The sequence below is a fragment of the Streptomyces sp. CA-251247 genome, assembly GCF_050952975.1.
Classification (GTDB): Bacteria; Actinomycetota; Actinomycetes; order Streptomycetales; family Streptomycetaceae; genus Streptomyces; species Streptomyces achmelvichensis.
In genome coordinates this window covers 3,221,426-3,243,012 of record NZ_CP191861.1, presented here as the reverse complement: position 1 = coordinate 3,243,012, position 21,587 = coordinate 3,221,426, and the positions used below count along the sequence as shown (strand labels likewise).

The following is a 21,587-nucleotide window of genomic DNA, read 5'->3' as shown; positions in this document are numbered from 1 at the left end:
TCGCACAGAACCGCAGGTCGGTGGTGCCCCCGAGCGCCCAGCGCGCCCTCGGGGGCACCACCGCGCGACCTGGAACGACCGCACTGTCGCCCCGGCATGAAAGCATGGCGTCAGGAAGCCAACCCGTGTGCCATGCACTGAGGTTGGTGAACCACACATGACCTTCAGGCCACTGCCTTCAGGGGGAGGAACGATGGCGGACAGCTTCGGGCCGGTACGCGCCGCGGGCGACGCCGCAGACACGGTCGTCGAGACCGACGCGGACAGGAGCAGCTCCCGCGCGGAGCCGATCCGTGTCCTCGTGGTGGACGACCACGCCCTCTTCCGGCGCGGACTGGAGATCGTCCTCGCCCAGGAGGAGGACATCCAGGTCGTCGGCGAGGCGGGCGACGGTGCGGAAGCGGTGGACAAGGCCGCGGACCTGCTGCCGGACATCGTGCTGATGGATGTGCGGATGCCCAGGCGCGGCGGTATCGAGGCCTGTACCTCCATCAAAGAGGTGGCCCCCAGCGCGAAAATCATCATGCTGACGATCAGCGACGAGGAGGCCGACCTCTACGACGCGATCAAGGCGGGCGCGACCGGCTACCTCCTCAAGGAGATCTCCACCGACGAGGTGGCGACGGCCATCCGCGCGGTGGCTGACGGACAGTCGCAGATCAGCCCGTCCATGGCGTCCAAGCTGCTCACCGAGTTCAAGTCGATGATCCAGCGCACCGACGAACGCCGGCTCGTGCCGGCGCCGCGGCTCACCGAGCGTGAGCTGGAGGTGCTCAAGCTGGTGGCCACGGGCATGAACAACCGTGACATCGCCAAGGAGTTGTTCATCTCGGAGAACACCGTGAAGAACCACGTCCGCAACATCCTGGAGAAGCTTCAACTGCACTCCCGGATGGAGGCCGTGGTCTACGCGATGCGGGAGAAGATCCTCGAGATCAGGTGAGCTCGGCGAGAAGACCGGCCCGCAGCTCGGGGCGGTCGACCCGCTCGATCCGGACCGTGTCGCAGCCCACCCACTCGGCGGCCTCCCGCAGGGCCTGTGCCATGGGCGCCACGGCCTTCGGAGTGTCGAGCGAGACATGCCTGGCCACGAGCGTCGTGCCCTCGCGCGCGGGGTCGACACGCCCCAGCAGCTTCCCGCCGGCGAGCAGCGGCATGGCGAAGTAGCCGTACACCCGCTTGGGCTTCGGGACGTACGCCTCGAGCCGGTGGGTGAAGCCGAAGATGCGTTCCGTCCGTGCGCGCTCCCAGATCAGCGAGTCGAACGGGGACAGCAGGGTCGTGCGATGGCGGCCCCGGGGCACAGCCGCCAGCGCCTCGGGATCGGCCCACGCCGGCTTGGACCAGCCCTCGACCGTCACCGGCACGAGACCGGAGTCCGCGACCACCGCGTCGAACTGCTCGCCCTTGAGGCGGTGGTAGTCGGCGATGTCCGCGCGGGTGCCGATGCCCAGGGACCGGCCGGCGAGCCGGACGAGCCGGCGCAGGCACTCCGCGTCGTCCAGCTCGGTGTGCAGGAGGTCGTCGGGAATGGCCCGTTCGGCCAGGTCGTACACCCGCTTCCAGCTGCGCCGTTCGGTGCACACCACCTCGCCGTACATCAGGGCCCGCTCGACAGCGACCTTGGAGGCGGACCAGTCCCACCACTCGCCGCCGTTCTTCGCACCGCCCAACTCCGTCGCGGTGAGCGGGCCTTCGGCGCGCAGCTGCTTGATCACGGTGTCGTAGGCGCCGTCCGGCAGGTCGTGCGACCAGTGCGGGCGGGCGCGGTAGGCCCGGCGGCGGAACCCGAAGTGAGGCCACTCCTCGACGGGCAGGATGCAGGCCGCGTGCGACCAGTACTCGAAGCTGTGGCCCTCGGTCCAGTACGCGTCCTCGACCGTGCGACGGCCGACCGCGCCGAGACGGGCGTAGGGGATCAGCTCGTGCGAGCGGGCCAGCACCGAGATCGTGTCCAGCTGGACGGCACCCAGGTGCCGCAGCACCCCGCGCACCCCGCCGCGCCGGTCCGGCGCGCCGAGGAACCCCTGGGCCCGCAGCGCGATACGGCGGGCCTCGTCGGCGGACAGATCGGCGGCGGGAGGCGGCAGCGTGGTCATGGTCCGCACGATAGACGGCGGCACTGACATCGGACCCGCAGCCGGTCCCGGCCGGATCCGCCCCCATGCCCGTGCCCGCACCGGCAGCGGAGCGCCGTATCGGCCCGAACCGGATCGCCTCCCGGTTCAGTCCCTCGTCGGCAGATACGGCTGCGGCGTCGGCAGCCCCACATCCGACGGGAGCAGCGAGCCCACCCAGGCGTCCCTGAGGGTGTCCTTGTTCAGGAGCGCCGCGCGCAGCGCCCCCTCGACCACGAAGCCCGCCTTCTCGGCCACCGCGCGCGAGGCGGTGTTGCCGACCTCCGCGCGCCATTCCAGCCGGGTCGCGCCCAGTCTGGTGAACGTCCAGTGCGCCACCGCGCCCACCGTCTCCGCCATGATCCCGCGCCCCCGGAACTCCTTGCCCGTCCAGAAGCCGATCTCCCACGTGCCCGAGAAGGTACGCAGCGTGACCGCGACGGACGCCATCAGCGGGCCGCCGGTGCGCGGCAGTACGGCGAAGGTGCACATCGTTCCGTTGCGCCAGCCTTCCGGGACCATCTGACCGGTGAACTCGGCGGCGTGCTCGCGTTCGTACGGCGAGGGGACCGTGGTCCACCGCTGGATGTCGGGGTCCTGACAGGACTCGAGGACCGCCTCCGTGTCGTCGGGCGTGAAGGTACGCAGCAACAGGCGCTCGGTGGTGAGAGTGATGGGCTCCATGGCCCGGATTCTGGTTCGCCCAGGGGACGGATGCGAGCACTTTTCGTACCTCACCGGCACCTTCGGCGCGTCCCGCGCGTTCTCATTGCGGGTAACAGCAGGCCTGGCTGACTGCGGGCCTCCCGACCCGGCGTGGTCCTCGCTTACGATGGCCGTTGCGGTGGGGCCTACCTGCCGTGCCCGCGCCAGTGTCCCTAACACGACCCAGTGCCAGGCCCGATCGGCAAGGAGACCAGCCTCAGTGTCCGTCTTCAACAAGCTCATGCGTGCAGGCGAAGGCAAGATCCTGCGCAAACTGCACCGCATCGCGGACCAGGTCAACTCCATCGAAGAGGACTTCGTCAACCTCTCCGACGCCGAGTTGCGGGCGCTCACGGACGAGTACAAGGAGCGGTACGCCGACGGCGAGAGCCTCGACGACCTGCTTCCCGAGGCGTTCGCGACCGTTCGTGAGGCCGCCAAGCGCGTCCTCGGCCAGCGCCACTACGACGTCCAGATGATGGGTGGCGCCGCGCTGCACCTCGGCTACGTCGCCGAGATGAAGACCGGTGAGGGCAAGACCCTCGTCGGCACCCTCCCCACTTACCTCAACGCGCTCTCCGGCAAGGGCGTCCACCTGATCACGGTGAACGACTACCTGGCCGAGCGCGACTCCGAGATGATGGGCCGGGTCCACAAGTTCCTGGGCCTGTCCGTCGGCTGCATCCTTGCGAACATGACGCCGGCCCAGCGCCGCGACCAGTACAACTGCGACATTACGTACGGAACGAACAACGAGTTCGGCTTCGACTACCTCCGCGACAACATGGCGTGGTCCAAGGACGAGCTCGTCCAGCGCGGCCACAACTACGCCGTGGTCGACGAGGTCGACTCGATCCTCGTCGACGAGGCCCGTACGCCGCTGATCATCTCCGGCCCCGCCGACCAGGCCACCAAGTGGTACGGCGACTTCGCCAAGCTCGTCACCCGCCTGACCAGGGGCGAGGCGGGCAACCAGCTGAAGGGCATCGAGGAGACCGGCGACTACGAGGTCGACGAGAAGAAGCGGACCGTCGCCATCCATGAGCCGGGTGTCGCGAAGGTCGAGGACTGGCTGGGCATCGACAACCTCTACGAGTCGGTGAACACCCCGCTGGTGGGCTACCTGAACAACGCCATCAAGGCCAAGGAGCTCTTCAAGAAGGACAAGGACTACGTCGTCATCGACGGCGAAGTCATGATCGTCGACGAGCACACCGGCCGTATCCTCGCCGGCCGCCGCTACAACGAGGGCATGCACCAGGCCATCGAGGCGAAGGAAGGGGTGGACATCAAGGACGAGAACCAGACGCTCGCCACGATCACCCTCCAGAACTTCTTCCGTCTCTACGGCAAGCTCGCGGGCATGACCGGTACGGCGATGACCGAGGCCGCCGAGTTCCACCAGATCTACAAGCTGGGCGTCGTGCCGATCCCGACGAACAAGCCCATGGTCCGCATGGACCAGTCCGACCTGATCTACCGCACCGAGGTCGCCAAGTTCGCGGCGGTCGTCGACGACATCGCCGAGAAGCACGAGAAGGGCCAGCCGATCCTGGTCGGCACCACCTCGGTCGAGAAGTCCGAGTACCTCTCGCAGCAGCTGAGCAAGCGTGGCGTCCAGCACGAGGTCCTCAACGCCAAGCAGCACGACCGGGAGGCGACGATCGTCGCCCAGGCCGGCCGCAAGGGCGCGGTCACCGTGGCGACGAACATGGCCGGCCGTGGTACCGACATCAAGCTCGGCGGCAACCCCGACGACCTCGCCGAGGCGGAGCTGCGTCAGCGCGGCCTGGACCCGGTCGAGCACGTCGAGGAGTGGGCGGCGGCGCTGCCCGCCGCGCTGGAGCGTGCCGAGGCGGCCGTCAAGGCCGAGCACGACGAGGTCACCGACCTCGGCGGCCTGTATGTGCTGGGCACCGAGCGGCACGAGTCGCGCCGTATCGACAACCAGCTGCGCGGCCGTTCCGGACGTCAGGGCGACCCGGGCGAGTCCCGCTTCTACCTGTCGCTCGGCGACGACCTGATGCGGCTGTTCAAGGCGCAGATGGTCGAGCGTGTGATGTCGATGGCGAACGTCCCCGACGACGTCCCGATCGAGAACAAGATGGTGACGCGCGCGATCGCGTCCGCGCAGTCGCAGGTCGAGCAGCAGAACTTCGAGACGCGTAAGAACGTCCTGAAGTACGACGAGGTGCTCAACCGCCAGCGTGAGGTCATCTACGGCGAGCGCCGCCGCGTCCTGGAGGGCGAGGACCTGCACGAGCAGGTGCGGCACTTCATGGACGACACCATCGACGCCTACATCCAGGCGGAGACGGTCGAGGGCTTCGCCGAGGAGTGGGACCTGGACCGGCTGTGGGGCGCTTTCAAGCAGCTCTACCCGGTGAAGGCGACCGTGGAGGAGCTGGAGGAGGCGGTCGGCGACCGCGCCGGCATCACCGCCGACTTCATCGCGGAGTCCATCAAGGACGACATCCACGAGCAGTACGACGAGCGCGAGAAGACGCTCGGCTCGGACATCATGCGTGAGCTGGAGCGCCGCGTGGTGCTGTCGGTCCTGGACCGCAAGTGGCGTGAGCACCTCTACGAGATGGACTACCTCCAGGAGGGCATCGGCCTGCGCGCGATGGCCCAGAAGGACCCGCTGGTGGAGTACCAGCGCGAGGGCTTCGACATGTTCACCGCCATGATGGAGGGCATCAAGGAGGAGTCCGTCGGCTACCTGTTCAACCTGGAGGTCCAGGTCGAGCAGCAGGTCGAAGAGGTCCCCGTGCAGGACTCCGCGCGCCCCTCGCTCAGCAAGCAGGACGCGGTACCGGCCGGTGCCTCGCGCCCCGAGATCCGTGCCAAGGGCCTGGATGCCCCGCAGCGGCCCGACCGGCTGCACTTCTCCGCTCCCACGGTGGACGGCGAGGGCGGTGTGATCGAGGGCGACTTCGAGAACGACAGTGACTCCGGGCGCGGTGAGCCGGAGGGCATGACGCGTGCGGAGCGCCGCAAGGCGCAGAAGAGCGCGGGTCGACGCCGCAAGAAGTAGCGCGGGCGGCCCTCGGGCCTCTCAGTGGCGCACGGCCGGGGCCGGACACCTTCGGGGTGTCCGGCCCCGGCCGGTTTCCCGGGCAGTGACCGAGTAGCCCGGGGCCGGCGCGTGGCTAGGGCGACCCGACCCGCTCGCCGCCCAGTTCGATCGCCGAGCAGCGCCAGCGCGCGTCCGCGCCCTGTTCGAGGCGGAAAGCCATCGCGCTCACGCGGTCGCCGGAGCCGATGCGGGCGAACGCCTCGATGACGCCGGGCCCTGGGTGGTACTCGCCGCAGTGGCGGACCACGGGCGTCACACGGTCCGCGGGACGCAGCGGGGCGCCCGGGGCCAGTTGGACGAGCTGTTCGTACGCCTCGCCGATCGTGTGGCCGAGCATCCAGTGCACGGGGCGCCGGCCGCTCAGCACCGCCAGAAGGCGGTCGGCGAACCAGTAGTGCGGCCGGTCCTGGCGCCGGGCACGTGCGAGAGCCGACGCGGCGACGGCGGCGGGCCGGCACTGGTCGTGCCGTCCTGCGGGTCGGGTCCTGTTCATGGCAGATCGCCCCCGATGAGTACGGGCCCGGTTCGTACCGGGCGGTAACTTCGTTGGTGATCTTCTACGGTGCGCAGCGAGACGATCGCAACGCGTGACGAGCCGGATTTCAGGGGTCTGTGGAGTTCACCTATCAGGGTGACGCGGGCCGGCTTCAGCCGCCGACGGGCAAGGATTCGGTGTGTCCCGGTGGACGGTTCGGGAGGCCGCCGGAGGCACCCCGAAGGGGTACCTCGCACGTATCCTGAGGGCGCATTCCGACTACGAAAGCGGCCAGCCATGCGCGTCTACGTCCCCCTGACCCTCTCCGGTCTCGCAGAGGCGCACAAGAGGGGCGAACTGGGCCCCGCCCCGATGACTGCCTACGGCGTCACCCCGGGCCTGCGCGAGTGGTACGTCTCCGACGACATCGAGGAGCTGGAGTACGCCGCCCTCAGCCGTGCCGCGGCCGCCTCGCTCCGACTGGTCGCCGGCGATCCGGGGGTCGCGAGGCGCCGCGTCGTGGTGGCCCTCGACGTACGCGACCAGGACGCGACCGCCGACCCCGACCGCTCGCTGGACTCCGGCTCGGTCGGTGAGGTGCGTATCTCGGTCGCGGTGCCGCTGGCCGAGGCGGCGGCGGTGCACGTCGACGCGGACGACGCGATCGGTGACGTCACCGCGGCGGCGGACGCGCTCGGCGCGGCGGACCAGGGCGACGACGACGCCCAGTTCACCGTGGACGGCGCCGAGGACCACGAGCTGCTCTGGTACGGCGTCCAGGAGATTCCGAACCTGGTGGACTGACCTGCGCGTTCGTGGCCGGGGCTGACCGTTGTCGGACCCGCCTTGTACCGTCGTCGGCATGGGGAAGCACACGACGCACCTGGTCTGGGACTGGAACGGGACGCTGCTGGACGACATCGCGGCGGTCATCGGGGCGACCAATGCCGCGTTCGCGGAGATCGGCCTGGAGGCGATCACGCTCGAGCGCTACCGCGAGCTGTACTGCGTGCCGGTTCCGCGGTTCTACGAGCGGTTGATGGGGCGGCTGCCGACCGCGGAGGAGTGGGAGGTCATGGACGAGATCTTCCACCGCCACTACACCACCCAGCGGATCGGCTGCGCGCTGACCGCGGGCGTCGAGGACCTGCTGAGGGAATGGCGACAGGCGGGCCGGAGCCAGTCGCTGCTGAGCATGTACGGGCACGAGCAGCTGGTCCCGGTCGTGCGGGGCTACGGGATCGAGAACCACTTCATACGGGTGGACGGGCGGACGGGACCGTCCGGCGGCTCGAAGGCGCTGCACATGGAGCGTCATCTGGCGGCACTCGCCGGGTCGGCCGCGCCGGAGCACACGGTGGTCATCGGGGACGCGGTCGACGACGCGGTGGCGGCGGCCCACGTGGGCGCGCGGGCAGTGCTCTACACCGGCGGATCGCACAGCAGGGCGAGCCTGGAAGAGGTCGGCGTGCCGGTGGTGGACACGCTGACGGAGGCGGTGGAGGAAGCGATGCGGTTGGTCGCCTGACGGCGCCACGACGGTGGCGGTCAGGTGCCGGTCGGCGTGGCCCGCCGGCACGGAGGCGGACCCATGCTCAGGCTTGCCGCGTGCGGCCGCGGGTGAGGCGCGCGCCCTGGCTGCGGCCCGGGGCCCGCGGAGGTGCGCCGCGCCCCGCGCCCGCGCCGCCCGGCGTACATCCGCCGGCCCCGCAGTGCGGGGCGCGCCGTGAGGTGCGGGCAGTGGCACGCTGCCCCGGCCACCCGACCAGGGCCTGCGCCCTGGCCACGCATCAGCGAGCCGTACCGGTAGGTGCGGGCAGCCGCACCCTGCCCCGGCCACCCGACCAGGGCGTGCGCCCTCGGACCCCGCACCGCGTCGCCGCGGTCCGGCCCACATCGCCGGTTCCGCAGTGCCCGCAGTCGCACCGCACCCGGCGCCGATCACGGCGCGGGCAGTCGCTCCGGCTCCGGCCCGGTCCGCCCCCGCGGCCGCGCGGCGCGCACCGCCCCCGCGGCCCGCACCGCCCGCGCCCCCATGGCACCCCCGGCTACGACACCGGCGCCTTCGTCCGCAGCACCTTCAGGAACTCCCGCATCCACTCCGGGTGGTCCGGCCAGGCGCGGGAGGAGACCAGGGTGCCGTCGACGACCGCCTCCGTGTCCTGGAAGCTCGCTCCCGCCGCCTGCATGTCCAGTTCCAGCGCGGGGTACGCGGTGACCCGGCGGCCGTCGAGGCTGCCGATCGCCGCCGTCAGCAGCGGGCCGTGGCAGATCTGCGCCACGGGCTTGTCGGCGTCGAAGAACGCCTTCAGAATCTTGCGTAGCTCCGGGTCGTTGCGCAGATACTCGGGCGCGCGGCCGCCCGGGATGACCACCGCCACGTACTGGCCGGGATCCACCTCGGAGAAGGCCAGGTCCGCCGGCCAGGTGTACCCCGGCTTCTCGGTGTAGGTGTCGAAGCCCGGCTCGAAGTCGTGCACGACGAACTGGAGCTTCTTGCGAGCGGGTGCCGCGATGTGGACCTCGTACCCCTCTTCCCGCAGCCGTTGGTACGGGTAGAGGACTTCGAGGGACTCGGCTGCGTCGCCGGTGACGATCAGGACCTTGGCTGTCATGGCTGCTCCCGGTGTCGGGCTGTCGACGGGTGTCCCTGCCGACGGAGCAGGGCCGCCGACGGCGACCGTGTCGTCACTCGCCAACCTGCCCCGCCGAGGGCTGTTTGCCAAGAGGGCCTGTGTCGCTGTCCAGAGTGTCAAACTTCCGGCCCAGGTTTTGTACACATACGGCTCATGACGGGCCAGGGGGGCGGGGCGATAGCCTTGACCCGTGATCAGCGCGATACGCCCTGGGGGCAGCGAAGCCCCCGGACTCCGCCCGGAGCGCCACAGCGCCCGGGCGATCACTGATCCCTTCGATCCGGGCCGATCGCCTCATTTGGCCGATTCCTGCTCGGACATCTCTCATCGCGGCATAACGTCGACTCCGACCGGACACCCCGCGTCATGGCGTTGCGTCGCTTTTCCTACCTACGTCACGCAACGGCGCGCGACAGGAGCCAGAGGACATGCAGACCAAGCTGGACGAAGCCAAAGCCGAGCTGCTCGCACGGGCCGCACGGGTAGCTGAGAACAGCCCGGTCGGGGGGAACCTTCCGACTGGGGCCGAGCAGAAGCGACCGGACCGGGACACTCTGCTCACGTACCTCCAGCGCTACTACCTGCACACTGCACCGGAGGACCTCGCCGACCGCGACCCGGTCGATGTCTTCGGAGCGGCACTTTCCCACTTCCGACTGGCCGAAAACCGCCCGCAGGGCACGGCCAACGTCCGGGTCAGCACCCCGACCGTGGAGGAGAACGGCTGGACGTGCAGCCACTCCGTGGTCGAGGTCGTCACCGACGACATGCCCTTCCTCGTCGACTCGGTCACCAATGAGCTCTCCCGGCAGAACCGCGGCATCCATGTCGTGATCCACCCGCAGGTCATCGTGCGCCGGGACCTCACCGGCAAGCTCATCGAGGTGCTGGCCGAGGAGTCCGCGCACAGCAAGGACCTGCCGCACGACGCGCTCATCGAGTCCTGGATCCACGTCGAGACCGACCGCGAGACCGACCGCGCGGACCTCAAGCAGATCACCGCCGATCTGCTCCGGGTGCTGTCCGACGTGCGCGAGACGGTCGAGGACTGGGAGAAGATGCGCGATGCCGCGCTGCGCATCGCCGACGAACTGCCCTCCGAGCCCACCGCCGACGACCTGCGCGACCAGGAGGTCGACGAGGCCCGCGAGCTGCTCCGCTGGCTCTCCGCCGACCACTTCACCTTCCTCGGCTACCGCGAGTACGAGCTCACCGAGAACGACGCGCTGGCCGCCGTGCCCGGCACCGGCCTCGGCATTCTGCGGTCCGACCCGCAGCACAGCGAGGACGAGGACCACCCGGTCAGCCCGTCGTTCAGCAAGCTGCCCGCCGACGCCCGCGCCAAGGCCCGTGAGCACAAGCTGCTGGTGCTGACGAAGGCCAACAGCCGTGCGACGGTGCACCGGCCGAGCTACCTCGACTACGTCGGCGTCAAGAAGTTCGACACCAAGGGCAACGTCATCGGCGAGCGCCGGTTCCTCGGCCTCTTCTCGTCCGCCGCGTACACCGAGTCCGTGCGCCGGGTCCCCGTCGTGCGCCGCAAGGTCGCCGAGGTCCTCGAAGGCGCCGGCTTCTCGCCGAACAGCCACGACGGCCGCGACCTGCTGCAGATCCTCGAGACCTACCCGCGCGACGAGCTGTTCCAGACGCCCGTCGACCAGCTGCGCTCGATCGTCACCAGCGTGCTCTACCTCCAGGAGCGCCGCCGGCTGCGGCTTTACCTGCGTCAGGACGAGTACGGCCGCTACTACTCGGCCCTGGTCTACCTGCCGCGCGACCGCTACACCACCGCGGTCCGGCTGCGTCTGATCGACATCCTCAAGGAGGAACTCGGCGGCAGCAGCGTCGACTTCACCGCGTGGAACACCGAGTCGATCCTCTCCCGTATCCACTTCGTCATCCGCGTCCCCGCCGGCACCGTGCTGCCGCATCTGACCGACGCCGACACGGAGCGCATCGAGGCCCGGCTCGTCGAGGCCGCGCGTTCGTGGTCCGACGGATTCGGCGAGGCGCTGAACGCCGAGGTCGGCGAGGAGCGCGCGGCCGAGCTGCTGCGCCGCTACGCCAACGCCTTCCCCGAGGGCTACAAGGCCGACCACTCGCCGCGCTCCGCCGTCGCCGACCTGGTGAACCTCGAAGAACTGGCGCGCTCTCCCAAGGACTTCGCCCTCTCCCTGTACGAGCCGGTCGGCGCGGGTCCCGGCGAGCGCCGCTTCAAGATCTACCGCAGCGGCGAGCAGGTCTCGCTCTCCGCGGTCCTGCCGGTGCTCCAGCGGCTCGGCTGCGAGGTCGTCGACGAGCGTCCGTACGAGCTGCGCTGCTCGGACCGTACGAGCGCGTGGATCTACGACTTCGGTCTGCGGATGCCGATGTCCTCCGGCAACGGCGACTACCTCGCCGACGACGCGCGTGAGCGGTTCCAGGACGCCTTCGCCGCGGTGTGGCAGGGCCAGGCCGAGAACGACGGCTTCAACTCGCTGGTGCTGGGCGCCGGGCTGAGCTGGCGGCAGGCCATGGTGCTGCGGGCGTACGCCAAGTACCTGCGCCAGGCCGGTTCGACCTTCAGCCAGGACTACATGGAGGACACCCTCCACACCAACGTCCACACCACCCGGCTGCTGATCTCCCTCTTCGAGGCGCGGATGTCGCCGGGACGCCAGCGCGGCGGCACCGAGCTGACCGACGCGCTCCTGGAGGAGCTCGACGGTGCGCTCGACCAGGTCGCGAGCCTGGACGAGGACCGCATCCTGCGCTCCTTCCTCACGGTCATCAAGGCGACGCTGCGCACCAACTTCTTCCAGGAGGCCGCGGGCGGCACCCAGCACAGCTATGTGTCGATGAAGTTCGACCCGCAGGCCATCCCGGACCTGCCCGCGCCCCGGCCGGCGTACGAGATCTGGGTCTACTCCCCGCGGGTCGAGGGTGTGCACCTGCGCTTCGGCAAGGTCGCCCGCGGTGGTCTGCGCTGGTCCGACCGGCGGGAGGACTTCCGTACGGAGATCCTCGGTCTCGTCAAGGCGCAGATGGTGAAGAACACCGTCATCGTGCCGGTGGGTGCCAAGGGCGGCTTCGTCGCCAAGCAGCTCCCGGATCCGTCCGTGGACCGCGACGCCTGGCTCGCCGAGGGCATCGCCTCCTACAAGATGTTCATCTCGGCGCTGCTCGACATCACCGACAACATGGTCGCGGGCGAGGTCGTCCCGCCGGCCGACGTCGTACGCCACGACGAGGACGACACCTACCTCGTCGTCGCGGCCGACAAGGGCACCGCGTCGTTCTCCGACATCGCCAACGAGGTCGCGGTCGCGTACAACTTCTGGCTCGGTGACGCGTTCGCGTCCGGCGGCTCGGCCGGGTACGACCACAAGGGCATGGGCATCACCGCCCGCGGTGCCTGGGAGTCGGTCAAGCGGCACTTCCGCGAGCTGGGGCACGACACGCAGACCGAGGACTTCACGGTCGTCGGCGTCGGCGACATGTCCGGTGACGTGTTCGGCAACGGCATGCTGCTCAGCGAGCACATCCGGCTGATCGCGGCCTTCGACCACCGGCACATCGTCATCGACCCCGACCCGGACGCCGCCGTCTCCTACGCCGAGCGCCGCCGGCTGTTCGAGCTGCCGCGCTCCTCGTGGGCCGACTACAACAAGGACCTGCTGTCGGCGGGCGGCGGCATCCACCCCCGTACCGCCAAGTCGATCCCGGTCAACGCCCAGATGCGTGCCGCTCTCGGCATCGAGGCGGGCGTCACCAAGATGACGCCGGCCGAGCTGATGAAGGCGATCCTCCAGTCCCCCGTGGACCTGCTGTGGAACGGCGGCATCGGTACGTACGTCAAGGCCTCCACCGAGTCCAACGCGGACGTCGGCGACAAGGCCAACGACGCGATCCGGGTCAACGGCGAGGACCTGCGGGTCAAGGTGGTCGGCGAGGGCGGCAACCTGGGGCTCACCCAGCTCGGCCGTATCGAGTTCGACCGCAAGGGCGGCCCGGAGGGCGAGGGCGGCAAGGTCAACACCGACGCCATCGACAACAGCGCCGGCGTGGACACCTCCGACCACGAGGTGAACATCAAGATCCTGCTCAACGCCCTGGTGGCCGACGGCGACATGACCGTCAAGCAGCGCAACAAGCTGCTCGCCGAGATGACCGACGAGGTCGGCGCCCTGGTGCTGCGCAACAACTACGCGCAGAACACCGCCCTGTCGAACGCGGTCGCCCAGTCGCCGTCGCTGCTCCACGCCCACCAGCGCTTCATGCGGCGCCTGGAGCGGGCCGGTGCGCTGGACAGGCCGCTGGAGTTCCTGCCCACGGACCGGCAGATCCGTGAGCTGCTGAACAGCGGCCGGGGGCTCAGCCAGCCTGAGCTCGCGGTGCTGCTCGCCTACACCAAGATCACGGTGGCGGACGAGCTGATCAAGACGGATCTCCCGGACGACCCGTATCTGCGCGGGCTGCTGCACGCCTACTTCCCCCAGCCGCTGCGCGAGAAGTTCGGCGAGGCGATCGACGGTCACGCGCTGCGCCGCGAGATCATCACGACGGTTCTGGTCAACGACACGGTGAACACCGGTGGTTCGACCTTCCTGCACCGTCTGCGGGAGGAGACCGGCGCGTCGACCGAGGAGGTCGTGCGGGCGCAGACGGCAGCGCGCGAGATCTTCGGGCTGAGCGCGGTGTGGGATGCCGTCGAGGCGCTCGACAACAAGGCCGATGCCGGTGTCCAGACCCGGATCCGGCTCCACTCGCGACGACTGGTCGAGCGGGGTACGCGCTGGCTGCTGGGCAACCGGCCGCAGCCGCTCGAATTGGCCGGCACCATCGACTTCTTCGCCGAGCGCGTCGAGCAGGTCTGGGCCGAGCTTCCGAAGATGCTCCGCGGCGCCGACCTGGAGTGGTACCAGGGAATCCTAGACGAGCTCACCGGCGAGGGTGTGCCCGAGCAGCTCGCGCTGCGGGTCGCCGGGTTCTCCTCCGCCTTCCCGACGCTCGACATCGTCGCGATCGCCGACCGCACGGGCAAGGAGCCGATGGCGGTCGCCGAGGTGTACTACGACCTCGCCGACCGGCTGCGGATCACCCAGCTGATGGACCGGATCATCGAGCTGCCGCGGGCCGACCGCTGGCAGTCCATGGCCCGTGCCTCCATCCGCGAGGACCTGTACGCGGCGCACGCGGCGCTCACGGCGGACGTGCTCAGCGTGGGGAACGGCGCCTCGACCCCCGAGGAGCGGTTCAAGGCGTGGGAGCAGAAGAACGCCGCGATCCTGGGCCGGGCGCGCACCACGCTGGAGGAGATCCAGAGCTCGGACACCTTCGACCTGGCGAACCTGTCGGTCGCGATGCGGACGATGCGCCAGTTGCTGCGTACGCACACCTAGGTCGTGTCCGCAGTCGAGCGCCCGTCACCCTCGTGGTGGCGGGCGCTCCGTCGTGTGCGGGCCCTCGGATCGTGCGGGCCCTCGGATCGTGCGCGCCCTCAGTCGCTGCGGCCCTCAACTGGTGCGGCCCTCAGAGATTGCGGCGGATGCGGCTCAGCCAGCCCGAGGACCGGGGGTCGTCGACCTTCGCTCCCGTGGCCCGTTCCACCTTCGCCACCGCCGTGGCCAGGGGCTTCGGCAGCCATCCGCGGTAGTCCCCGGCGTCCCGCCCGCCGGTGTTCCCGCACAGCCGGGCCACGTCGGCCGCGGCGGGCCGGTCCTCCGGTCGCGCGGCCAGGCAGGCCGCGAGCACCTCGCGCAGTGGCGCGGGGAAGGGGCCGAGGTCCGGCGGTTCGTGCTCGGTGCCCGCGATCCGGGTGGCGACGACGAGGCCGCCGCCCTCGCCGTACGGATGACGGCCCGACGCGGCCTCGGCGGCCACCAGACCGAGCGTGAACACGTCGGACGCGGGTGTGACCTTCTTGCCCAGCGCATGCTCGGGCGACATGTACTTCGGCGTGCCCACCATCCGGCCGATCGTGGTCAGCGTGGCCGTCCCGGCCGCCCGCGCGATGCCGAAGTCCAGCAGCCACGGCCCGTCCGCGGTCAGCAGCAGATTGGCCGGCTTGACGTCGCGGTGGACGACCCCGGCGGTGTGGACGACGTCCAGTGCGCAGGCCGCGCCCGCGGTCAGCCGGAGCACGGACGCGAGCGGCAGCGGTCCGTGTTCGGCGAGCGCCTCGTCCAGGGGCAGCCCGGGTACGTAACGGGTCGCCAGCCAGGGCCGCTCGGCGTCCGCGTCGTGGTCGAGCACGGGGACGACATGACGGCCGTGCACCCGGCGGGCGGCCTCGACCTCGCGGGCGAACCGTTTCCGGAAGTTCTCGCTCTGCGCGTGTTCGCGGCGGATCAGCTTGAGCGCGACCGGCCGGCCCTCGGGGGACCGGGTGAGGAAGACCGTCCCCATCCCGCCCTCGCCGATCCGCGCTTCGAGTACATAGCCGGCGATCTCCGCCGGGTCGTTGTCCCGCAGTGGTTCGAGCCCGTCACGACGCATCCGGCCCCCCAGAACGTGCCTGTGCACCTGCCGATGGCGTCCGGGAGCCTATCGCGAGGCCGTCGCCGTCCACAGACGCCGACACGACAGGAGTGCCGCCGTGAGCAGCAGACCGTTGCGCAGCACCATGAGCACACAGCCGAGCACGGTGCCGCCGAGCACGTCGTTGTAGAGCAGGGGATAGGCGAGCGCGCTCAGCACGGCCGCGGGCACCATCAGCAGCGCGACCGGCCGCTGGGTGGTGAACCGGGAGGTCAGACAGACCGCGGCCAGGCCGAGCAGCCAGATCATGTACTGCGGGCTGATGACGCGGCTGGTGACGGTGAACAGGAGCACGGCCGCGAAGGCCGCGTCGAAGGGGGTCGCGGGATTCCAGCGCCGCGCTTTCATCCGCCACCACACCAGCCAGCCGAAGGCGACGGCGGTCAGCGCCAGTGATGCCGTCGCCACGCTCGACACATACGGGCCGATGAACTCGAACGCCCCGTACTGGTACCGCACCGTCCCCGACCAGTCCGCGTGGCGCGCGAGCTGGAGCGCGGTGCCGCCGAGCGACTCGATCTGCACACCGCGGGCGCCCTGCTGCCGTACGAAGTCCAGGGTGTGGCTGAAGCCGATGGCGAGCGCCGCGAACAGGACGGCCGCGGCGGCTGCCGCGGAGAGCCACGCCGAGCGGGTCGTGCGTCCCCGCGCGGTGCCCAGCACGGCCAGCAGCGGCCAGATCTTGATCATCGCGCCGATTCCGGCGAGCGCGCCGCCGAGGCGCGGGCGGGTGCGGACGGCGAGCAGGGCGAGGACGGCGACGGCGGTGACCGGGACGTCGTACCGGGCCAGCGGGACGTTCAGCAGCAGCGGCAGCGCGCACACCCACAGCCAGGCGCCCCGTACCCCCGCCCGGGCCAGCGCGACGGTGATGACCGCGTCGGACACCAGGACGAGGGCCACGAAGGCCTCGAAGTACGTGAGCCAGGGCAGCGGCCCCGGGGAGAGGAACACGAGCGCGGCGCCGGGCGGGTACTGCCAGGTGACGTCGTCCACGGGGAACGCCCCGTGGGCGAGTTGCTCGTACCAGCGCCGGTAGAGGGTGTGCACCTCGCCGGCCACACCGGTGTCGCCGAGGCGGTCGACGACCAGCAGGGCCAGCATGCCGAAGCGGGTGGCCACCCAGGTGAGGGCCAGCGCGAGGCTGTGCCGCGGGCCCAGCCGGCGTCCGGTACCGGGGCGGTTGTCCGCCAGTACCGGAGCCAGATGATGGGCGGACGGGAGCGGGGCGATCCGATGGGGCGTCATCGGCGGGTACTTTAGCCTGATTTACATAGATTTCCCGCTATTTCTTGCTCTTGGCGAATGCCTCGTACGCCGCGACGACATCCTTCGCCGGCCCGTCCATCCGCAGCGTGCCCGCCTCCAGCCACAGCGCCCGGTCGCAGGTCGAGGTGATGGTCCCGGTGCTGTGGCTGACCAGGAACACCGTGCCCGCCTCCTCGCGCAGCTCGTTGATCCGCTCCTGGCTGCGGCGCTGGAACTTGGCGTCGCCGGTGGCCAGCGCCTCGTCGATCAGCAGCACGTCGTGGCTCTTCGCGGCGGCGATGGAGAACCGCAGCCGGGCGCCCATGCCGGAGGAGTACGTCCGCATGGGCAGCGAGATGAAGTCGCCCTTGTCGTTGATCCCGGAGAAGTCGACGATGTCGTCGTACCGCTCGTGGACCTGTTCGCGGGACATGCCCATCGCGAGCCCGCCCAGGATCACGTTGCGCTCGCCGGTGAGGTCGCCCATCAGCGCGGCGTTCACGCCCAGCAGGGACGGCTGCCCCTGGGTGAACACCCTGCCGTCTGAGGGCGGCAGCAGGCCGGCGATCGCCTTGAGGAGCGTCGACTTCCCGGAGCCGTTGGAGCCGATCAGGCCGACCGCCTCGCCTTTGTAGGCGGCGAAGCTGACGCCCTTGACCGCGTGCACCTCACGGATGCCGGGCGAGGACCTGCGGGAGATGATCCGGCTCATGGCGGTGGTGGCGCTGCCCTTGCCGGTGCGCCCGCCGTTCACCTTGTACTTCACGTGCACATCGTCGACGACGACGGTGGGGATCCGATCGGTCTGCTCAGCCACGGCCGTAGTGCTCCTCAGCGTTCCAGAAGTACAGGAAGCCGCCCACTCCGAAGAGCACGGCCCAGCCGAGGGCGACGGCCCACACGTGCGGCGGCAGCTGGGACGCGGTGAAACTGTCGATGAGCGCGAAGCGCATCAGGTCGATGTAGACGGCGGCGGGGTTGCACTCCAGCGCCAGCAGCACCAGGTGGGGCAGGTGCTGCCCCTTCAGTACCGCCTGGATGCTCCACATCACGCCCGAGACGTACATCCAGGTGCGCAGCAGGAACGGCATCAACTGGGCGATGTCGGGCGTGCGGGCGGCGAGACGGGCCATGACCATCGACAGGCCGGTGTTGAAGACCGCCTGGAGCAGCAGCGCGGGGACCGCCAGCAGCCAGCTGAGCTTCGGGAACTCACCGAAGAACATCAGGATCACGACCAGCGCGCCCATCGAGAACAGCAGTTGCTGGAGCTGTTGCAGCGCGAGCGCGATCGGCAGCGAGGCGCGGGGGAAGTGCAGCGCCCGGACGAGCCCGATGTTTCCGGAGATGGCGCGGGTGCCGGTCATGATCGAGTTGGCCGTGAAGGTCCAGATGAAGACGCCGGTGACGAGGAACGGTACGAAGTCGGCCACATGGCGGCTCGTGCCGAGCAGTATCCCGAAGATGAAGTAGTAGACCGCGGCGTTGAGCAGCGGTGTCATCAGCTGCCACACCTGGCCGAGCTTCGCCTGGCTGTACTGGGCGGTGAGCCGCGCGGTCGCGAACGCCGTGATGAAGTGCCGGCGCGACCACAGCTGACCGATGTACGCCCGGAGTGTCGGCCGCGCGCCGCTCACGGTGAGCCCGTGACGGGCGGCGAGCTCGCTGAGGCCCTCCGCCGGTGGCGCGGGTGTGGAGATCGTCTGGCTGCTCACTCTGGTCGCTTTCGCCGGGGGCAGGACGGGGAAACGGTGCACGCGACGGTACGGCAGCGATGGGACGGGTCCGTTTCGTCGCTACGGTGAGAGTAGGACCGATGTACGTTGCAACGCAACCGTTTCGTCGTCACCGGTATGCTCATGGTCATGACCACGGAGCCGGGAACCCCACGACGTGCCCCCGCGGGAGCCGCAGTGCTCCGGGAGGACGTGACCGAAGCGATCCGCGCCGCCGTCTTCGAGGAGCTCGCCGCGGTCGGCTTCGCCCGTATGTCGATCGAGGGCATCGCGCGACGGGCGGGCGTCGGCAAGACCGCGGTCTACCGGCGGTGGAAGTCGAAGCTGTCGCTCGTCCTCGACCTGGTCTCCGCGCTCGCGACCCAGGGACTGCCGGCGCCGGCGACGGGCTCGCTGTACGGGGATGTGCGCGCCCTGCTGGAAGTGGCCTCGCACGCCCTGCGCCATCCGGTGGCCTCGCAGGTCATCCCCGACCTGCTGGTGGAGGCCGCGCGCCATCCGGAGATCTCGGACGCGATCAAGGCGGCGCTGCTGGACAGCCAGCAGGGGGTCGCGGCGGTGGTCGTGCGCGACGCGGTCGCCCGCGGGGAACTGCCCGCCTCCACCGACCCCGACAAGGCGCTGGACCTGATCGTGGGGCCGCTGTACTGGCGGCTGGTGGTCGTCAGGTCGGGGCTGCCGAAGGGCTACCTGGACGAGCTGGCGCGGGGAGCGGTGGCGGCACTGAAGGCCTGAGGGCCGCCCGGTGGTCCTGCGGGCCGCCGCTTCGTGCGGTCCGGCCGCGTACGTGACCCGGCCCCCTCCCGTACGACCGGGCTCCCTCCGTACGCAGAAGGGCCGGGCAGGTGACTCCCGCCCGGCCCCTGGCTCGTGCAGCGATGTCCTACTTCACCGCGCCCGCCATCACTCCCGTCACGAACTGGCGCTGGAACGCGAAGAAGACCGCCAGCGGGATGATCATCGAGACGAACGCTCCCGGTGCCAGCACATCGATGTTGTTGCCGAACTGCCGGACCTGGCGCTGGAGTGCCACCGTGATCGGCGCGCTCTCCGAGTCCGCGAAGATCAGCGCGACCAGCATGTCGTTCCACACCCACAGGAACTGGAAGATGCCGAGCGAGGCGATCGCCGGACCGCCGAGCGGCATCACGACACGGGTGAACAGCCGGATCTCGCCCGCTCCGTCCAGCCGCGCCGCCTCCAGGAGCTCCCGGGGGATCTCCGCGAAGAAGTTCCGCAGCAGGAAGATCGCGAACGGCAGGCCGAACGCGACGTGGAAGAGGATCACGCCGATCGTCGTCTCGAAGATGCCGATCTCGCCGAACAGCTTCGACACCGGCACCAGCGCGACCTGCACCGGGACCACCAGCAGACCGACGACGGCCATGAACCACCAGTCGCGGCCGGGGAACTCCATCCAGGCGAAGGCGTAGCCGGCGAACGAGCCGATGATCACCACCAGCAGGGTCGCCGGGACCGTGATCATCACGCTGGCGAACAGCGAGTCGGTGATCGCCTCGTTCTGGAGCAGCTGCGAGTAGTTCTCGGTGGTCAGCTGCGCCGGTTCGGTGAACACCTTCCACCAGCCGCTCGCGCTGATGTCGGCGGGCCCGCGCAGCGACGAGATGAGCAGACCGAACGTCGGCATCAGCCAGAACAGGCCGATCAGAATGAGGAACACCCGCATCACGCTGCCGCCGGCGCCCGCCGCGAGCCGCGCCGCGAGGGACTGCTTCGCCTTCACCACACCGTCGGTCGTGGTCATCGGCGGCTCTCCCTTCGCATGCGCCGGATGTTGAACAACATCACCGGGATCACCAGCAACAGCAGCAGCACCGCGATCGCGCTGCCCAGACCGAGATGGGAGTCCGTGCCGAACGAGGAGCGGTACAACTGCAGGGCCAGCACGTTCGCGTCGTCCTGGGCCGAGCCCGGCGCGATGATGAAGACCAGGTCGAAGATCTTCAGCACGTTGATCATCAGCGTGACCAGGACGACCGCGAGCACCGGTGCCAGCAGCGGGACGGTGACCCGGCGGAAGACCTGCCACTCCGTCGCACCGTCGACCCGTGCCGCTTCGAGGAGTTCACGCGGCACGCTCGCGAGACCCGCCGCGATGAGCACCATCGCGAAGCCCGCCCACATCCAGACGTAGCTGCCGATGATGGCCGGGGTCACGAGGGTGGGGCCGAGCCAGTTGACGCCGTTGTACTGCCCAGCGAAGTTCGAGGCGGGCAGCCGCAGTTCGGCCCCCGCGGCGGACTCCGGCAGGCTGAACGTGCCGTCCGGACCGGCCCGCGTCGAGGCCACCACCTTGCCGTCCTTGACCGCCTCCACCGTGAGGCCGTCGAGCCCCAGTTCCTTGGCGTCGACGACGTTCGGCTTGCCGCCGCCGCCCCGGGTGAAGTCCAGCCAGGCCGTGCCGGTGATCTTCCCGTCCTCCGGCTCCGCCGCCTTGGCGGGCTTCGCGCCGTCGGGCATGTTCGCCGGTGCGACACCGACCAGCGGAAGGAGCGCCGGCTGCCCCGCGGTGACCGGGGCCTTCGTCACGAAGGAGCCGCCACCGCCCGGCTTCAGCGGATGCACGGGCAGGGGGCGGGCGTTCGGATAGCCCGCGGACTCGGCGAAGGTGTCGTGCACGCCCACCCATACGGCGTTGGCCACGCCCCGGTCCGGGTCCTGCTCGTACACCAGCCGGAAGATGATGCCCGCGGCGAGCATCGAGATCGCCATCGGCATGAAGACGATCAGCTTGAACGCGGTGCCCCAGCGGACCCGTTCGGTGAGGACCGCGAAGATCAGCCCGAGCACCGTCGAGACGGTCGGGGCGACGACCACCCAGATCGCGTTGTTCTTGACCGCGGTGAGGATGGTGTCGTCGGTGAATATCTCCTGGTAGTTGTCGAGTCCGGCGAAGCCGGTCCCGGCCTGGTCGAAGAAGGACCGGTAGAGCGAGTACCCGATCGGGTAGACCACGAGCGCGCCGAGCAGCACCAGCGCGGGCAGCAGGAACGCCACCGCGACGGTCTTGCGTGTGCCGGTCACACTCTTGCGCCTGTCGGCGGGGGGCGC

The 21,587-nt window shown here is 70.0% G+C and carries 16 protein-coding genes; 6 read left to right on the top strand and 10 right to left on the bottom strand.

Going from position 1 to position 21,587, the window contains the following annotated elements; all coding sequences use genetic code 11:
• The first annotated feature begins 193 nt into the window (after positions 1–193).
• Positions 194–943, top strand: a complete 750-nt coding sequence (locus ACQPWZ_RS14170) for a response regulator transcription factor (protein WP_340473397.1) — start codon at positions 194–196, stop codon at positions 941–943.
• Here ACQPWZ_RS14170 and ACQPWZ_RS14165 read toward each other — a convergent pair.
• Both ACQPWZ_RS14165 and ACQPWZ_RS14160 read right to left on the bottom strand, forming a co-directional pair.
• On the bottom strand, positions 936–2,099 hold the full coding sequence (locus ACQPWZ_RS14165; RefSeq protein WP_433571500.1) for a winged helix-turn-helix domain-containing protein: 1,164 nt from the start codon (positions 2,097–2,099) through the stop codon (positions 936–938). The two genes, ACQPWZ_RS14170 and ACQPWZ_RS14165, sit on opposite strands and share 8 nt — an antisense overlap.
• A gap of 126 nt (positions 2,100–2,225) precedes the next feature.
• The gene (locus ACQPWZ_RS14160; protein ID WP_340473395.1) at positions 2,226–2,801 is read right to left on the bottom strand and encodes a GNAT family N-acetyltransferase; all 576 of its coding nucleotides are present in this window, start codon (positions 2,799–2,801) and stop codon (positions 2,226–2,228) included.
• A 241-nt stretch (positions 2,802–3,042) separates the two neighbouring features.
• Here ACQPWZ_RS14160 and secA point away from each other — a divergent pair, with 241 nt between their 5' ends.
• Positions 3,043–5,859 carry a preprotein translocase subunit SecA gene (gene secA / locus ACQPWZ_RS14155; protein ID WP_340473394.1) on the top strand — a complete coding sequence of 939 codons (2,817 nt, stop codon included), beginning with the start codon at positions 3,043–3,045 and terminating at the stop codon, positions 5,857–5,859.
• Positions 5,860–5,974: 115 nt separating this feature from the next.
• Here the strand turns inward: secA and ACQPWZ_RS14150 are convergent, their stop codons facing one another.
• Positions 5,975–6,394 carry an Rv3235 family protein gene (locus ACQPWZ_RS14150; protein ID WP_405570113.1) on the bottom strand — a complete coding sequence of 140 codons (420 nt, stop codon included), beginning with the start codon at positions 6,392–6,394 and terminating at the stop codon, positions 5,975–5,977.
• Positions 6,395–6,673: 279 nt separating this feature from the next.
• Here ACQPWZ_RS14150 and ACQPWZ_RS14145 point away from each other — a divergent pair, with 279 nt between their 5' ends.
• Together ACQPWZ_RS14145 and ACQPWZ_RS14140 are read left to right on the top strand one after the other, a co-directional pair.
• Complete coding sequence (locus tag ACQPWZ_RS14145; RefSeq protein WP_340473390.1) at positions 6,674–7,180, top strand: DUF6912 family protein; 507 nt, start codon at positions 6,674–6,676, stop codon at positions 7,178–7,180.
• Positions 7,181–7,238: 58 nt separating this feature from the next.
• On the top strand, positions 7,239–7,904 hold the full coding sequence (locus ACQPWZ_RS14140) for an HAD family hydrolase (protein WP_340473388.1): 666 nt from the start codon (positions 7,239–7,241) through the stop codon (positions 7,902–7,904).
• Between the two features lie 520 nt (positions 7,905–8,424).
• Here ACQPWZ_RS14140 and ACQPWZ_RS14135 read toward each other — a convergent pair.
• Complete coding sequence (locus ACQPWZ_RS14135) at positions 8,425–8,991, bottom strand: DJ-1/PfpI family protein (protein WP_340473386.1); 567 nt, start codon at positions 8,989–8,991, stop codon at positions 8,425–8,427.
• A gap of 449 nt (positions 8,992–9,440) precedes the next feature.
• On the opposite strand from ACQPWZ_RS14135, the gene ACQPWZ_RS14130 reads away from it, so the two are divergent.
• Complete coding sequence (locus tag ACQPWZ_RS14130) at positions 9,441–14,393, top strand: NAD-glutamate dehydrogenase (RefSeq protein WP_340473385.1); 4,953 nt, start codon at positions 9,441–9,443, stop codon at positions 14,391–14,393.
• A 130-nt stretch (positions 14,394–14,523) separates the two neighbouring features.
• Here ACQPWZ_RS14130 and ACQPWZ_RS14125 read toward each other — a convergent pair whose 3' ends face one another.
• The 4 genes from ACQPWZ_RS14125 to ACQPWZ_RS14110 are packed head-to-tail and all read right to left on the bottom strand — an operon-like array spanning position 14,524 to position 18,494.
• The gene (locus tag ACQPWZ_RS14125) at positions 14,524–15,489 is read right to left on the bottom strand and encodes a serine/threonine-protein kinase (RefSeq protein ID WP_433571499.1); all 966 of its coding nucleotides are present in this window, start codon (positions 15,487–15,489) and stop codon (positions 14,524–14,526) included.
• Between the two features lie 48 nt (positions 15,490–15,537).
• Complete coding sequence (locus ACQPWZ_RS14120) at positions 15,538–16,779, bottom strand: glycosyltransferase 87 family protein (RefSeq protein WP_433571498.1); 1,242 nt, start codon at positions 16,777–16,779, stop codon at positions 15,538–15,540.
• A gap of 37 nt (positions 16,780–16,816) precedes the next feature.
• On the bottom strand, positions 16,817–17,596 hold the full coding sequence (locus ACQPWZ_RS14115; protein WP_340473381.1) for an ABC transporter ATP-binding protein: 780 nt from the start codon (positions 17,594–17,596) through the stop codon (positions 16,817–16,819).
• On the bottom strand, positions 17,589–18,494 hold the full coding sequence (locus tag ACQPWZ_RS14110; RefSeq protein WP_356705284.1) for an ABC transporter permease: 906 nt from the start codon (positions 18,492–18,494) through the stop codon (positions 17,589–17,591). The genes ACQPWZ_RS14115 and ACQPWZ_RS14110 overlap by 8 nt, the downstream gene beginning before the upstream one ends.
• 138 nt (positions 18,495–18,632) lie before the next feature.
• Between ACQPWZ_RS14110 and ACQPWZ_RS14105 the strand changes: the two genes are divergently transcribed.
• The gene (locus ACQPWZ_RS14105) at positions 18,633–19,250 is read left to right on the top strand and encodes a TetR/AcrR family transcriptional regulator (RefSeq protein ID WP_356705293.1); all 618 of its coding nucleotides are present in this window, start codon (positions 18,633–18,635) and stop codon (positions 19,248–19,250) included.
• Between the two features lie 148 nt (positions 19,251–19,398).
• Here ACQPWZ_RS14105 and ACQPWZ_RS14100 read toward each other — a convergent pair whose 3' ends face one another.
• Both ACQPWZ_RS14100 and ACQPWZ_RS14095 read right to left on the bottom strand, forming a co-directional pair.
• Positions 19,399–20,280, bottom strand: a complete 882-nt coding sequence (locus ACQPWZ_RS14100; RefSeq protein ID WP_313946022.1) for a carbohydrate ABC transporter permease — start codon at positions 20,278–20,280, stop codon at positions 19,399–19,401.
• Positions 20,277–21,560, bottom strand: a complete 1,284-nt coding sequence (locus ACQPWZ_RS14095) for a carbohydrate ABC transporter permease (RefSeq protein WP_433571497.1) — start codon at positions 21,558–21,560, stop codon at positions 20,277–20,279. The genes ACQPWZ_RS14100 and ACQPWZ_RS14095 overlap by 4 nt, the downstream gene beginning before the upstream one ends.
• Positions 21,561–21,587 lie beyond the last annotated feature (27 nt).

Excerpts from the sequence above, each read along its gene's own strand:
- ACQPWZ_RS14105 (WP_356705293.1), top strand. The coding sequence starts at position 18,633 with ATGCTCATGGTCATGACCACGGAGCCGGGAACCCCACGACGTGCCCCC.
- ACQPWZ_RS14135 (WP_340473386.1), bottom strand. The coding sequence starts at position 8,991 with ATGACAGCCAAGGTCCTGATCGTCACCGGCGACGCAGCCGAGTCCCTC.
- ACQPWZ_RS14125 (WP_433571499.1), bottom strand. The coding sequence starts at position 15,489 with ATGCGTCGTGACGGGCTCGAACCACTGCGGGACAACGACCCGGCGGAG.
- ACQPWZ_RS14140 (WP_340473388.1), top strand. The coding sequence starts at position 7,239 with ATGGGGAAGCACACGACGCACCTGGTCTGGGACTGGAACGGGACGCTG.
- ACQPWZ_RS14160 (WP_340473395.1), bottom strand. The coding sequence starts at position 2,801 with ATGGAGCCCATCACTCTCACCACCGAGCGCCTGTTGCTGCGTACCTTC.
- ACQPWZ_RS14130 (WP_340473385.1), top strand. The coding sequence starts at position 9,441 with ATGCAGACCAAGCTGGACGAAGCCAAAGCCGAGCTGCTCGCACGGGCC.
- ACQPWZ_RS14165 (WP_433571500.1), bottom strand. The coding sequence starts at position 2,099 with ATGACCACGCTGCCGCCTCCCGCCGCCGATCTGTCCGCCGACGAGGCC.
- ACQPWZ_RS14150 (WP_405570113.1), bottom strand. The coding sequence starts at position 6,394 with ATGAACAGGACCCGACCCGCAGGACGGCACGACCAGTGCCGGCCCGCC.
- ACQPWZ_RS14100 (WP_313946022.1), bottom strand. The coding sequence starts at position 20,280 with ATGACCACGACCGACGGTGTGGTGAAGGCGAAGCAGTCCCTCGCGGCG.
- ACQPWZ_RS14120 (WP_433571498.1), bottom strand. The coding sequence starts at position 16,779 with ATGACGCCCCATCGGATCGCCCCGCTCCCGTCCGCCCATCATCTGGCT.
- ACQPWZ_RS14145 (WP_340473390.1), top strand. The coding sequence starts at position 6,674 with ATGCGCGTCTACGTCCCCCTGACCCTCTCCGGTCTCGCAGAGGCGCAC.
- ACQPWZ_RS14170 (WP_340473397.1), top strand. The coding sequence starts at position 194 with ATGGCGGACAGCTTCGGGCCGGTACGCGCCGCGGGCGACGCCGCAGAC.